The following is a 14,308-nucleotide window of genomic DNA, read 5'->3' on the forward strand; positions in this document are numbered from 1 at the left end:
GCGCCGGGTATTTCTTGCTCCCTGCGCGTATCGGGCTTGGTCAAATTGCTCTGGCGGTGATTCTGCTGGGCTGCGGTTTCTGGATGTCGCGGCGGCTTGCCACTCTGGCCTTCGCATTTCAACTGCTTGCCAGTTTGGCGTTCGGGGCTTTGACAAGTGCCATCCATACCGAACTTGGCCCGGATAATATCCCGACAAAAACGCTCTACACGACCAAGGTTACCGGCACCATCATTGCGCTGGAACCGCGGAATGGACGCATCCGCGCCACCGTGCAGCCGTCCGAGATTGTCGGCATTGCCCAAGACCAACTGGACTGGAATGTAAGGCTCAGCTTTCTGGGCGATAGTGCGCTTTCAATTGGCGACCAGATCCGTGCGAACGCACGTCTCTTTCCCTTGCGCGCACCTGCTGTTCCCGGCGACCCGGATTTTGCACGTAATCTCTATTTCAGCGATATTGCCGCTTCCGGATTTGTCTTTGGACGACAGTTCGAAGTTCTGGAAAATCAAAAAGACATAAACAACAACGCATTGCTGGTCGGTATTGAAACAGCGCGTCAATATATCTCAAACGTCATCAGCGATGAAATGACAGGCCCCGAAACCGGCATTGCCAAGGCGCTGATCATCGGCGAACGCGGCGAAGTGACCCCGGATATTGCCGATAACCTCCGCAAATCCGGCCTTGCGCATTTGTTGGCGATTTCCGGTCTGCATATGGGATTGCTGTGCGGGACGGTGTTTTTCCTGATCCGGTTCGGGTTGGCGGCCATTCCATCAATTGCCTTGCGTTATTCGATCAAGAAATGGGCGGCGATGGCGGCCATGCTGGCGGGGCTTGTCTATCTCGGATTATCCGGGGCGACCATTCCGACCCAGCGCGCCTTTGTCATGTTGCTTGTGGTTTGGCTGGCACTCCTGCTGGATCGCCGTGCCATATCGCTGCGCCTTGTGGGCGTGGCCGCGATCATTGTTTTGATCCTGCGGCCCGATGCGGCGCTTGGCGCCAGTTTCCAACTCTCCTTTGCCGCCGTTGGCGCACTTGTTGCGTTTTATGACGGGCCGGGGCGGCGCTGGCTGGATCGGCAGGGGATGCTGTCCTGGTATGAGCGTGCCGGCCTTTATCTTGCGGGCTTGCTGCTGACCAGTCTGATCGTGACGGCCGTGACTGCCCCCATCATCGGCTATCATTTTGGCCGGATTTCGATGCTCGGTGTCTTCGCCAATCTGGTCGCCATTCCGGTCATGGCATTCTGGGTGATGCCCTGGATCGTCGTGACGCTGGCGCTGATCCCGATTGGGTTATCGGGGCTCTCACTGGCCGCGATGAAGCCCGGATTGACGGTATTGTTGGAAACCGCCGAACTGGTTGCCGCACAGGACTGGGGGCTTTGGTATGTCTCGGGCCTTGATATGCTGGCGGTTGCCTTGGGGCTGTTTGCCTTGGCCTGGATCGTTATCTGGCGCGACAAGGTGATGATCGTGCCGGTCCTTCCGCTGATTTTTGCCGCCATCATCTTTCAGGCACTGCACAAAGAGCCCGAAATCCTGATATCGGGCGACCGCGAAAGCTGGGCTGTTTATGATCCCGATGCCGGTATCCTGCATACCTCATCACGGTTAAATGACTTTCAAAAAGGCATCTGGATGAGCCGCTTTGGTATTCGCCCCGAACAGGAACCAAGCCGCGTACAGTCCTGCCAGAACGACCCGTGCTCCCTTGGTGTTAGCGCTAACATCGTTCAGTCACGGATCACTGTCGCAAGCCGTATTGCCAATCCGTTTTATGCCTGCCGTAATGCAGATATCATTGTTAGTCTGAAAACAGATCTACCAACCATCTGTCAGGCCTCTGGCGCGCGCATGGTCATCGATGATGATGTTCTGTGGTGGCAGGGCGGTGTTGCGATCAAACTGCCGTCTGAGCCTGGCGAAAAGCCAGAAATCAACACCGTCCGTGCGGAAACTGGCAATTGGCCCTGGATCATCATCGGCGGCAGAGCAGGGCGCTAACAACCTGATCGTACTCAAAACAAAAACGCCCGGGCACAAGCACCGGGCGTTTTTGTTTGTAACTTCGGGCAAGCAATCAGTACTGACGCAGCAGCCCGACCAGACGGCCCTGAATGCGCACCCTATCTGGCGACAGGGCGCGGGTTTCATAGCGCGCATTGGCCGGCTCCAGAAGTACTTCACCGCGCCCGCGTTTCAGGCGCTTAAGCGTGGCTTCGCTGTCATCGACGAGTGCCACCACAATCGTTCCGTCATGGGCCTGTTCGCAGCGCTGGATCAGGACGGTGTCACCATCCAGAATACCGGCATCAATCATCGAATCCCCCGATACTTCAAGGGCATAGTGATCACCAGTGCCAAGCAGGGCGGCCGGGACCTGTACCATGGTCGTTTGATCGCGAAGGGCCTCGATCGGTGTACCGGCAGCAATCCGGCCATATAGCGGCAAACCAACAGATTCCCCGGCTTCCGAGAAGGCGGTTGGTACCGTGGTCGGCCGATGTGCGGCCTTTCGCACACTGGCAAGCGAGGTCACATTGTTTGGCGTTTCCGGGGTGTCATCATCGCTGTTTTCCGGAAGTCTGACGACCTCAAGCGCGCGCGCACGGTGCGCAAGGCGGCGGATAAAGCCGCGTTCCTCAAGGCCCGTGATCAGGCGGTGAATGCCGGATTTGGATTTAAGGTTCAGGGCCTCTTTCATTTCATCGAAAGAGGGCGAAATCCCGTGATCGCGAAGGTAATTGTCTATATAGACCAGCAACTCATATTGCTTGCGCGTCAGCATGTTATTTCCCGAACCTGTAAAAAGAACAAAAAGGATACACAGATGTTCTACTTTAGTTCTTTTCGCGGGTCAAGCGGCTCTGTGCGATTTGACGGAAAAACCGAATAATCGCCGCGATCTTTCAAAAAATATGAATAGTAGGCGACCTGAAGGCACAGGAAGCTAATCCGCGATGAAGGTACCTGATTTGCCACCTTCTTTTCGGGTGACCCGCAAATCGGTAATCCTCATACTTTTATCAACCGCCTTGCACATGTCAAAAACAGTCAGTGCCGCAACCGAGGCCGCGGTGAGGGCTTCCATCTCGACACCGGTCTTGCCGGTTGTCTTGCAGGTCGCGGTGATATCGACCGCATCGACACCCTCGGCCAGTTCGAGATCGACGGTGACAGAAGTCAGGGGCAGGGGATGACAGAGCGGGATCAGATCAGGGGTCTTTTTCGCGCCCATGATCCCGGCAAGCTGGGCGATGCCAAGAACATCGCCCTTTTTATGGCCGCGCGCCGCAATCAGCTTGGCCGTTTCGGAAGACATCAGAACCCGTGCCTTGGCAATCGCAGTGCGCGCAGTTTCGGCCTTGGCCGAAATATCGACCATCACCGCGTTGCCACCGGCATCAATATGGGAAAGCTTGTCTGCCATTGGTTCTGTCCAGTATTGATCAGGCCGCAAGGCCGAGCAGGTTGCGGGTGGCGGTTGCGACGTCGTCCTGACGCATCAGGCTTTCGCCGATCAGGAAACACTCAGCGCCGACCTTTGCCATGCGGGCAAGGTCATCAGGGGTAAACAGGCCGCTTTCCGCCACCAGCAACCGGTCATCGCCGACCATGCTTGCCAGTTCCTCGGTCGTGGTGAGCGAGATTTCCATGGTTTTGAGGTTGCGGTTATTAATCCCCACCAAACGTGACTTGAGCTTGAGCGCGCGTTCGAGTTCCGGGGCGTTGTGTACCTCGATCAGAACATCCATGCCAAGGCTGTGCGCGGCATCTTCAAGCTCAGCCGCCAGGCTATCTTCAAGGGCCGCCATGATCAGAAGGATGCAATCTGCACCAAGCGCACGTGCCTCGGTAATCTGATAGGGATCGACCATGAAATCCTTGCGAAGGGCCGGAAGATCGACCGCCGCACGGGCCGCGACCAGATAGCTGTCATCGCCCTGGAAATAGGGGATATCGGTCAGAACCGACAGGCAGCTTGCCCCGCCAGCCTTATAGGCCTTGGCGAGTTCCGGCGGATTGAAGTCCGGGCGGATCAGCCCCTTGGAGGGGGATGCCTTTTTGATTTCTGCAATCAGACCATAACGGCCATCGGCAACACTGGTTTCAAGGGTCTTGATAAAACCACGCGGGGCGGATTGTGCCTTTGCCTCGGCCTCGAGGGTGGCAAGTGTCTTGCGCGCCTTGCAGGCCGCGACATGTTCGCGTTTGTCATTGCAGATTTTGGCTAGTACGTCGCTCACGCCGGGGTTCCTTCGTTGGTGATCTTCACAAGCCCTTGCAGGGTCTCGGCAGCCTTGCCGCTATCAATGGCGTCTGCGGCCTTTTTAATGCCGTCGGCCAGATCGCTGGCAATGCCGGTGACCACAAGAGCCGCCCCGGCATTCATCAGAACGATGTCGCGGTACGGGCTTTTCTTGGCGGCCAAAAGGTCGGTAATGGCCCTGGCATTGACATCGGCATCACCGCCCTTGAGGTCGTCAAGCGTTACGGTTTCGAGCCCAAAATCACTTGGGCTGATTTCAAATGTGGTGACCTTGCCATTCTTGACCTCGGCAACGTAAGTCGGGCCGGTGGTCGAGATCTCATCAAGGCCGCTGTGGCCATGAACAACCCATGCATGCACCGATCCCAGACGGTTGAGCACATTTGCAATCGGTTCGACCCACTGTTTGGCAAAGACACCAAGAACCTGACGTTTGGTCTTGGCCGGGTTGGCCAGCGGTCCCAGCAGATTAAAGATGGTGCGCGTGCCCATTTCAACGCGGGTCGGCATGACATGGCGCATCGCCGAATGGTGGCGCGTTGCCATCATGAAGCAAAGATTGATGTCGCTAAGCGCCTTTTCCAGAAGCTTCATATCGGCATCAAGATTAACACCAAGCGCCATCAAAACATCGGCAGACCCGGATTTGGACGATGCGGCACGGTTGCCGTGCTTGGCAACGGTAGCACCCGCGGCGGCCGCCACAATCGCAGCCCCGGTCGAGATGTTATAGGTGCCACTGCCATCACCGCCGGTGCCGCAGGTATCGACCGCGTTTTCCGGGGCAATGATGCCGGTTGCCTTTTCACGCATGACACGGGCGGCGCCGGTGATTTCATCAACGGTTTCGCCACGAATGCGCAAGCCCATCAGGAAAGCCCCCATCTGCGATGGTGTCGCCTGACCGGACATCAGCACGTTAAAGGCCGCCTCGGCCGCGCTTTCGGTCAGTTTTTCGCCATCTGCGACTTTGGCCAGAATTGGCTTCAGATCATGATCAGTCGACATCGGGTCTTCCTTGGTTTGCGGTCCGGAGCGTATCAGGCACCGGTATAGTCGATAAAATTCTTAAGCAAGGCGTGGCCATGTTCCGAAGCGATGCTTTCGGGGTGGAACTGGACACCATGAATTTGATGGGTTTTGTGACGCACACCCATAATAAGACCATCTCCGCTTTCGGCCGTTATTTCAAGGCTGTCGGGCAAAGTTTCGCGTTCAATCACCAGCGAGTGATAGCGGGTGGCCTCAAACGGGCTGGGAAGGCCTTTAAAAACGCTGGTGCCGGAATGGGTCATCGCATCGGTCTTGCCATGCATGCATTCAGGCGCACGGATTACTTTGCCGCCAAAGGCCTGACCGATCGATTGATGACCCAGACAGACGCCAAGCAGCTTGACCTTGCCTGCGGCGGCCTTGATCAGATCAAGGCAGATACCGGCGCGTTCCGGATCGCAAGGGCCCGGCGAAATCACCATGCCTTCGGGATTGAGCGCCATGGCCGCATCCACGGTAATCTCATCATTGCGGCGCACTTCGACCTCCGGGCCGAGTTCGCGCAGATAGTGCCACAGATTGAATGTGAAACTGTCGTAATTGTCGATGAGGAGATACATCGGAGGAAAGGCCTGTGCACATTAAAGTTGCCAGAGAATAAACGCCATTGTCGCTACGTCAAGCAGAAGCAGAGCAAGGGTTTTTCGTGATCTAAATGCACGTTGGTGCTCGGTCGTTAATGTTCTTTAACCGGGTGCTAACCAGAGGCGTTTTAAAAACGTGAAAACACAAACCGACTTGATCGGTATATAATCACCATATGGGAAGGGGCCGAACCGTGTGTTTGGCCGCTACGAGCATCCCAGCAAACGAATACTGGAGACCACAGCGTGGCACGCCGGGCAACCCGGGCACCGACCGCCAAACGTAAGAAGGCGGCACCCAAGAAATCCACTCGCAAAAAGACCGCCCCGAAAAAGAAATCGGGTGGCATTGGTCGCCTGATGCTGGGCGGGGCCTTTGTTGCGGGTACGCTGTCGGCCATTATTGCCGTTGGCAGCATGCTTGAACTTGATCGTGCGTCAGATGAATTTGGCCGCGCAGCGGATCAAAGCGCACCGAATTATGCCCTGGCCGAGCCGGAACCGACCCCGAAGCTTCGTAAGGATTACAAGCTTTCGGAAAATGCCAATGTTTCCGAGCGTGGACGCACGGGATATCTGGTCGGTGAAAATAACGAAACGACGCGATCCACCGGGCAAGGCGGGCAGGGACTGACGGACTTTGTGCCAGCACCAACTGCGCGCAAACCGGACCAGGGTGGGGAGATCCTTTCTGGCGACAGTGGCAATGATGTTCCGATGGCAACCGTTGGCCCGACAAATCAGCCGTGGCAGAAATATGCCGCGCTGACACAGGATACTGGCGACAAGCCGGTGATTGCGATTGTGATTGATGATGCCGGCCTTGATCAGCCGCGCACCGCCAAGACGGTCGATCTGCCGGGGCCGATCACGATTTCCTATCTGCCCTATGCCCGGGATTTGCAGGCGCAGGTCAATGCCGCGCGCAAGGCCGGTCATGAAGTGATGTTGCATATGCCGATGGAGCCGTCATCTGCATCGGTTGATCCGGGGCCGCATGCGTTGCTGGCAAGCTATGACCGCCAGAAGATCCTCAATGAGATGTCCTGGATGCTGGATCGGTTTGATGGTTATGTCGGTGTGAACAACCACATGGGCAGCAAGTTTACCGCCGATCCCGAACGCATGCGTGTTGTCATGGAAGTCATGAAGTCACGCGGCCTGATGTTCCTTGATAGCCGGACCAGCGCAGACTCGGTCGGCTATTCAACTGCCAGCAGCTTTGGCGTCCCGGCAATTACGCGGGATATCTTTATTGATGATGCCGATGATGCGGCCAAGATCGCCGATATGTTGGCCCGCACCGAAAATGTCGCCCGCAAACAGGGCTTTGCCATTGCAATCGGCCATCCGCGCGATCTGACAATCGGCGCGCTTAAAACATGGATCCCCGAAATTCAGGCGAAGGGCTTTGTGCTGGTGCCGATTACGGATGTTTTGCGCCGGTCGATGCAAAGTGTGACCGGCTAGAGTTCGCTGACGGACATAAAAAAAGGGCTGCAGGATGACTGCAGCCCTTTTTGTTTGCGCAATACCGGATCAGGCGAAGCGATGGGCTTCGCGGGCGGCGGCCATGAGGGCGCCGGCCTTGTTCTGGCATTCCTTGTGTTCAAGTTCCGGTTTGCTGTCGACGACGACACCGGCACCGGCCTGAATGTGGATTTTCTCGTCCTTGATGACGGCGGTGCGCAGCGCAATGCAGGTATCCATCGAACCGTCGGCCGAGATATAGCCGATGCACCCGGCATAGATGCCACGCCGGACCGATTCCAGTTCATCAATGATTTCCATGGCACGAACTTTTGGCGCGCCCGAAACGGTTCCGGCGGGGAAGCCGGCCTTCAGCGCATCCATGGCGTCGTATTTGGTTTCGTCAATCTGGCCGACGACGTTTGAGACGATATGCATGACGTGGGAATAGTATTCGATCTGTTCGCGGTCGGTGACACGCACAGTCCCCGGTTTGGAAACGCGGCCGACATCGTTTCGGCCAAGGTCGAGCAGCATCAGATGTTCTGAGCGTTCCTTGGGGTCGTCGAGCAGGTCTTGCGCCATGACTTTGTCGTCATCAGGCGTTTTGCCGCGGCGACGGGTTCCGGCAATCGGGCGAATGGTGACTTCTCCGTCGCGGAGCCGCACCAGGATTTCCGGGCTGGCCCCGACGACCTGAAAGCCGCCGATATCAAGATAGAACATGAAGGGTGACGGATTGATCCGGCGCAATGCGCGGTAAAAGGCGAAGGGTGGCAACTGATAGGGCAGTGTGTAGCGTTGCGACAGCACGACCTGAAAGATATCGCCGGCGCGGATATAATCCTTGGCCTTTTCGACCATGTCGTGGAATCCGGCCTCGGTGACGCTGACCTTTGGTTCGGGCAGGGTATCTGGCACGGATTTGGAGCGGCGGTCGATAAACAGGTTGCGCTGGAACTGCTGAACCACGTCATTAAGCCGCGCACAGGCCAGATCATAGGCCGCATCAGCCGAAATGCCGCTTTCCGGACGCACCGGCGTCACCACGGTCACCGTGTCTTCGATGGTGTCAAAACTTGCCGTGACGGTCGGGCGGATGAAGATGCCATCGGGTACATCAAGCTCGTCCTTGTTGCTGTCGGGCAGCTTTTCCATCAGACGCACAGTGTCATAGCCCATATAACCAACCAGACCGGCACTCATGGGGGGCAGGTTGTCGGGTAGTTCAATGTGGCTTTCGGCGATCAGTTTCTTGAGGCTGTCAAGCGGGGCGTCAGGCTCGGCCACAAAGGCATCGGCATCAGCCATCACACGGCGATTGAGTTCGGCCTTGTTGCCAAAGCAGCGCCAGATCAGGTCGGGTTTGAGACCGAGGAAGGAATAACGCCCGCGGACCGATCCGCCTTCAACAGATTCAAGCAAATAGGTGTTTGGCATGCCTTCGGCGATCTTGAGAAAGGCCGAGACCGGCGTATCAAGATCGGCGGTCAGCGCGGTCCAGAGAACCTGCGAAATGCCGTTGTCGTAGTTTTGCTTGAAACTGGTGAAATCCGGTTTGATTTCCATGATCTGTCCGATGGTTGGGCTTGGTCGGTTTGGCGATGGCGTCTTTGGGATAGAAAAAGGGCGACCGGATTTTCCGGTCGCCCCTGGATGCGTATCAGTTTGCAGCGGTCGGCTGATAAAGCTCGTTGATCACGCTGTTATTGACGCTGACCGAGATTTCCTCGTTCAGGTAGTTGAGATACTGCGCAAGGATGTCTTCGTTAAGGGCTTCCTTGAGCTCGTCATTTACCGGTGCGGCATCGGCGGTGTTGATGTCGGCGGCCTGAATTTCATCAAGCTTGACGATCATGACGTCTTCGCCGGTCTGGACGGCTTTGGCCTTGCCGTCTTCAAGGGTGAAGAGGGCGGCGGCAACCGCCGGGTTGACGTCATCTGCAAGACCACGGCCGGTACGGCGGGTCAGGCCGGTTTCACGAACGTCCGCGCCGTCTTCGGAGGCGAGGGTCGCGAGATCAGCACCGGACGTATTGATGTTGCCAGCCAGTTCTTCGGCCTTTTCCATCATCAGGCGTTGGCGTTCTTCGGCGGTCCATGCGGCAACAACTTCGGCGCGGACTTCGTCAAACGGACGCAAGGCCGACGGGGTTACGTTTTCAACGCGGACGACATAACGCGTGCCCGAAGCGGTTTCTTCAAGGAAGCTTTCCTCGCCGTTTTCGAGCTCGAAGATTTTGGCGTTGATTTCGTCTGCGCCGTCAACGTTCTGACCTGCAAGGCCTTCGCCACGGACAACACCGTCAAGCTTGTAGGTCTTTGCGCCAACATCGCGTGCGGCGTCTTCGATCGGGGTGCCGGCACCGAGTTCTTCGTCAAAGGTGGCCGCCAGATCATAGATGGCGTCTTCGGCTTTGAACTGTTTGAGGCCGTCCACAATGATGTCGCGGACTTCATCGAGGCTTTGGGTGCTGCCCGGGGTGATCGACGGAACACGGATGATGTGCCAGCCAAGGGCGGTTTCAACCGGCTCGGAAATGCCGCCTTCGTCAAGCGAGAAGGTTGCATCGCGGAGATCGGGCAGGATGTCATTTGCGGTGAACTGGCCAAGTTTGACCATGGCTTCGTCCATGTTCGCGTCTTCTTTGGCGACCGTCATGAAGTCTGCACCTTCCGTCAGGCGCTTATAGGCTTCGCGGGCGGTCTGTTCTTCGTTCGGCGAGAACAGGATTTGTTCGACGGTGCGTTTTTCCGGGGTCTGGAATTCCGGTTCGCGCTGTGCATAGGCATCGTTGATTTCTTCGTCGGTTACGGTGACGGTCGAAATCAGGTCAGCAGCACTCAGCGTTGCAAGGGTGACATTGCGGCTTTCCGGTGCGGTGAACTGGGCCGCATTTTCTTCGTGATAGGCACGAAGGGTCGCGTCATCCGCCGGTTCGATGTCAGCAAACGCATCCTTGTTAAGCGTAAAGAACGAACCGCTGCGCTGTTCATTGCGGTAAGCGACGATCTGACGCGCCATGATGTCTGGCACCGTTGCCGGGTTGGTCAGGCTGCTGACAACCTGCTGGCTCATCATGTCGCCACGGACACCGTTGATGAATTCGTTTTCGGTGTAGCCAGCCTGATACAGGGCCTGCAGGAAGCGGTCACGGCTGAACTGGCCGGTGGTCGGATCCTTGAAGCTGTCAGACGAGAATATCTGATCACGGACGGCTTCGTCGCTGATACCGATACCGATGTTTTTGGCATCTTCACGCAGGATCTTCTGGGATACGAGCGACTGCACCGTATTGTTCAGAAGGCCCATCTGAATGGCCTGCTGCTGGTTGAAGTTCGGTCCGAACATGTTTTGCATATTCTGCACGCTACGCTGGAAGGCGCGATCCAGTTCGACCGGGGTGATCCGTTGGCTGCCGATTTCGGCAACTTCACGCGAGGTGCCCAGATTGAGCATCGATGCGTTCAGGCCCCAGATCACGAAGCTCAGTGCAATCACGCCAAAGATGATCTTGGCGAAGATTGATTTCGAAAATGTGCGAATGCCAGCAAGCATATGATAAGCCTAACAATCCGTGGTTTGACGCCAAAATCAGGCTTTGACGTCGTTTCATTATGGTCGCCCGGACGACGCGATAGACGAAAAGGCCCGAGCAAATTTGCCGCGCATCTTAATGGCGAGTGTTATCAGCGGCAACAGGCGATTGTATAGAAGATGACTGCAATCACATCCTAAATACGTGATCGGGCGTTTTCGGGTACTTGGCCCCGCTGGCATGGCATGCTAAAACCCGCGTCGAAACAGGTCCTGTAACAAATCGTATCAACCGCAAACCGGTTGTTATGGTCTTGAAACAAGGACACTACACAGACAAAATGTGAACCAGATCAGCACGAGGTAGCTCCCATGACCCAACGCCGTCCCCTGATTGCCGGAAACTGGAAAATGAACTGTTTGCGTGCAGACGGTCTTGCGCTGGCATCAAGCCTGGCGGCAAAGGCATCTGAAAAAGGGGCGCTTGGTTGCGATATTCTTGTTTGTCCGCCAGCAACGCTTTTGTCCGAGGCGGTTGGTGTAACCAAGGGAAGTGCGGTTGCCGTCGGTGGGCAGGATTGCCATGCGGCGATTTCAGGCGCGCATACCGGTGATTTGGCCGCCCCGATGCTGGCCGATATTGGCGCACAATATGTTCTGGTCGGTCATTCCGAACGCCGTGCCGATCACGGGGAAAGTTCGACCGACATTCGCAAAAAGGCGATTGCGGCCCATGATGCCGGTCTGATTGCGGTGGTGTGCGTTGGCGAGACCGAGGAAGAACGTGATCTTGGCGCGACGTTGCCGGTGGTGAACGGGCAGGTGGCGGTATCGCTTCCAGATGGGGCGACGGCGAAAAACACGGTTGTTGCCTATGAGCCGGTCTGGGCGATTGGCACGGGCCGTACTGCCAGTGTCGAGGAAGTTGCCGAAGTGCATGCTGCGATCCGTGCAGGTCTGATGGCACGGTTTGAGGATGGTGATCAGTTCCGAGTTCTGTATGGTGGTTCGGTCAAGCCGTCGAATGCCAAGGAATTGATGGCTGTCGAAGATGTCGATGGTGCACTTGTCGGCGGGGCCAGCCTTAAGGTTGAAGATTTCTGGCAGATTATTGAATCTTGTGCCTGACCGACTGCGGTGCAGATTTTGTTTAATATGGTCTAGCCAACAGCCATAAAACGCGTTAAATACGCATCAAATTTATGCCCGATCCGGGCCGAATTGCGTTTGGATCGGTTGATTAGGACAAGAGTTTCGACACCATGCAAACAGTCATTCTGGTAATCCACCTTCTTCTTGCGCTCGGCTTGATCGCTGTGATTCTCGTGCAGCGCAGCGAGGGCGGTGGGCTTGGTATCGGCGGTAACAGCGGCGGCGGAGGCGGCGGCGGTGGTTTCGGCGTGATGAGCTCACGCGGCGCTGCGAACCTGCTGACCCGTACTACTGCTATTCTGGCAGGCGCATTCATGATCACCAGCATCATTCTTGCCCTTCAGTCGAATACCCACACCCAGCCGGCTTCGATCCTTGATCAGGCGCCGGAACCGGCCCCCGCGGTCACCGAGCCCGCCGAGGACACCGGTCCCGCGGCTCCGACCCGATAAACAAATTAACCGACGACCTGAGGCGGCAAACTTGCCGCCTCAATTTTTGATTGTTGAATTCCCCGGTTCGTGATGCACTGAATGGCATCGAACCGAGGCTTTGTGCTTTGAGATGAGGCCAAGATAATGACTCGTTTTATCTTTATTACCGGTGGCGTGGTTTCCTCGCTGGGCAAAGGTCTGGCTTCCGCTGCTTTGGGGGCGTCCCTGCAGGCACGCGGCTTTACAGTTCGTCTGCGTAAACTTGATCCGTATATCAACGTCGATCCGGGCACCATGAGCCCGTACCAGCATGGCGAATGCTATGTGACCGAAGACGGTGCGGAGACCGACCTTGATCTTGGCCACTATGAACGTTTCACCGGCGTATCATCGCGCCGGTCCGACAACGTCACCACCGGTCGTATCTATTCCAACGTGATCGCGCGTGAACGTCGCGGCGATTATCTTGGCGGGACTGTGCAGGTCATTCCGCACATCACCGATGCGATCAAGGAATTCGTGATGTCGGACGCGACCGAGGATTTTGTCCTGGTCGAAATCGGCGGCACGGTGGGCGATATCGAAAGCCTTCCGTTCCTTGAAGCCATCCGTCAGATGGGCAATGACCTTGGCGATGGCCGGGCCTTGTTCATGCACCTGACACTTGTTCCTTATATTTCGTCTGCCGGGGAGCTTAAGACCAAGCCGACCCAGCACTCGGTCAAGGAACTGCAGAGTGTCGGTATTCAGCCAGATATTCTTCTGTGCCGTTGCGATCGCGAAATTCCGATCAATGAACGCCGCAAGATTGCGCGTTTCTGTAACGTCCGTGAAGCGGCGGTTATTCCGGCCTATGACGTTGATAACATCTATCAGGTGCCGATCAGCTATCACCAGTATGGTCTGGATAACGAAGTGCTGTATCACTTCGGCCTGCAGGCGCAGGAACCGGATCTGCAGCCGTGGGAAGATATCTGCAACACCATCCGCAATCCGGAAGGTGAGGTCACCATCGGCATCGTTGGCAAATACATCCAGCTTCCCGATGCCTATAAGTCGCTGACCGAAGCGCTGACCCATGGCGGTATCGCCAACAAGGTGCGCGTCAAACTGGAATGGATTGCGTCTGACGAGCTGGAAAAAGAAGGCAACGTCAACGAAATCCTGTCCAAGCTTGATGCGATCATGGTGCCGGGCGGCTTTGGCGAACGTGGCACCGAAGGCAAGATTGCCGCGGCCCGCTATGCGCGTGAAAACAAGGTGCCGTATTTCGGGATTTGCTTTGGCATGCAGATGGCGGTTCTGGAAGCCGCGCGTAACCTTGCCGGGCTTAAGGATGCGTCCTCGTCCGAGTTTGGTCCGACCAAGACGCCGCTTGTCGGTCTGATGACCGAATGGGCGAAAGATGGTGGCTCGGTCGAGCGTCGTTCTGATGACGATGACCTTGGCGGCACCATGCGTCTGGGTAATTACGAGTGCAAGCTTGTCGATGGCACCCGTGCACGCGAGATTTACGGCAGCGAAACCGTTCTTGAACGTCACCGCCATCGTTATGAGGTGAACGTCAACTTCATGGGGCAGCTTGAAGAGAAGGGTCTTAAATTCTCAGGGCTGTCGCCGGATGGTCGTTTGCCGGAAATCGTCGAATATCCGGATCATCCGTGGTTCATCGGTGTTCAGTTCCACCCGGAACTGCGTTCGCGTCCACTGGATCCGCATCCGCTGTTTGTTTCCTATATCAAGGCCGCCAAAGAGCGCAGCCGTCTGGTATAAGCCTGGTATCTGATTGCCAGAAC

At 56.5% G+C, this 14,308-nt stretch carries 12 protein-coding genes; 5 read left to right on the plus strand and 7 right to left on the minus strand.

Annotated features, from left to right (window positions below; all coding sequences use genetic code 11):
* Positions 1-14 precede the first annotated feature (14 nt).
* Positions 15-2,015, plus strand: a complete 2,001-nt coding sequence (locus tag IT893_RS07970) for a ComEC/Rec2 family competence protein (RefSeq protein WP_252724115.1) — start codon at positions 15-17, stop codon at positions 2,013-2,015.
* A 76-nt stretch (positions 2,016-2,091) separates the two neighbouring features.
* Here IT893_RS07970 and lexA read toward each other — a convergent pair whose 3' ends face one another.
* The 5 genes from lexA to IT893_RS07995 form a co-directional block, all read right to left on the minus strand.
* On the minus strand, positions 2,092-2,799 hold the full coding sequence (lexA, locus tag IT893_RS07975; protein ID WP_197147406.1) for a transcriptional repressor LexA: 708 nt from the start codon (positions 2,797-2,799) through the stop codon (positions 2,092-2,094).
* A 162-nt stretch (positions 2,800-2,961) separates the two neighbouring features.
* Positions 2,962-3,441: a cyclic pyranopterin monophosphate synthase MoaC gene (gene moaC / locus IT893_RS07980; protein ID WP_008891186.1), complete on the minus strand. Its 480-nt coding sequence runs from the start codon at positions 3,439-3,441 to the stop codon at positions 2,962-2,964.
* 19 nt (positions 3,442-3,460) lie between these two features.
* On the minus strand, positions 3,461-4,258 hold the full coding sequence (gene trpC / locus IT893_RS07985) for an indole-3-glycerol phosphate synthase TrpC (protein ID WP_197147407.1): 798 nt from the start codon (positions 4,256-4,258) through the stop codon (positions 3,461-3,463).
* The gene (gene trpD, locus IT893_RS07990) at positions 4,255-5,289 is read right to left on the minus strand and encodes an anthranilate phosphoribosyltransferase (RefSeq protein WP_197147408.1); all 1,035 of its coding nucleotides are present in this window, start codon (positions 5,287-5,289) and stop codon (positions 4,255-4,257) included. The genes trpC and trpD overlap by 4 nt, the downstream gene beginning before the upstream one ends.
* 32 nt (positions 5,290-5,321) lie before the next feature.
* The gene (locus tag IT893_RS07995) at positions 5,322-5,894 is read right to left on the minus strand and encodes an aminodeoxychorismate/anthranilate synthase component II (protein WP_197147409.1); all 573 of its coding nucleotides are present in this window, start codon (positions 5,892-5,894) and stop codon (positions 5,322-5,324) included.
* 270 nt (positions 5,895-6,164) lie between these two features.
* On the opposite strand from IT893_RS07995, the gene IT893_RS08000 reads away from it, so the two are divergent.
* Entirely contained in the window at positions 6,165-7,388 is a 1,224-nt protein-coding gene (locus tag IT893_RS08000) for a divergent polysaccharide deacetylase family protein (protein WP_197147410.1), read from the plus strand.
* A gap of 69 nt (positions 7,389-7,457) precedes the next feature.
* On the opposite strand, the gene trpE is transcribed toward IT893_RS08000, so the two are convergent.
* Positions 7,458-8,957: an anthranilate synthase component I gene (gene trpE, locus IT893_RS08005; protein ID WP_197147411.1), complete on the minus strand. Its 1,500-nt coding sequence runs from the start codon at positions 8,955-8,957 to the stop codon at positions 7,458-7,460.
* Between the two features lie 94 nt (positions 8,958-9,051).
* Positions 9,052-10,947 (minus strand): peptidyl-prolyl cis-trans isomerase, encoded by a 1,896-nt coding sequence (locus tag IT893_RS08010; RefSeq protein WP_197147412.1) that lies wholly within the window; start codon positions 10,945-10,947, stop codon positions 9,052-9,054.
* Positions 10,948-11,298: 351 nt separating this feature from the next.
* Here IT893_RS08010 and tpiA point away from each other — a divergent pair, with 351 nt between their 5' ends.
* The 3 genes from tpiA (at position 11,299) to IT893_RS08025 (ending at position 14,285) form a co-directional block, all read left to right on the plus strand.
* Positions 11,299-12,054, plus strand: a complete 756-nt coding sequence (tpiA, locus tag IT893_RS08015) for a triose-phosphate isomerase (protein WP_197147413.1) — start codon at positions 11,299-11,301, stop codon at positions 12,052-12,054.
* Between the two features lie 134 nt (positions 12,055-12,188).
* Positions 12,189-12,530, plus strand: coding sequence for a preprotein translocase subunit SecG (secG, locus tag IT893_RS08020; protein WP_008891176.1), 342 nt, complete (start codon positions 12,189-12,191; stop codon positions 12,528-12,530).
* A 126-nt stretch (positions 12,531-12,656) separates the two neighbouring features.
* The gene (locus tag IT893_RS08025; RefSeq protein WP_008891175.1) at positions 12,657-14,285 is read left to right on the plus strand and encodes a CTP synthase; all 1,629 of its coding nucleotides are present in this window, start codon (positions 12,657-12,659) and stop codon (positions 14,283-14,285) included.
* Positions 14,286-14,308: the final 23 nt, after the last annotated feature.

The sequence above is a fragment of the Thalassospira sp. A40-3 genome, assembly GCF_015871485.1.
Lineage (GTDB): Bacteria > Pseudomonadota > Alphaproteobacteria > Rhodospirillales > Thalassospiraceae > Thalassospira > Thalassospira tepidiphila.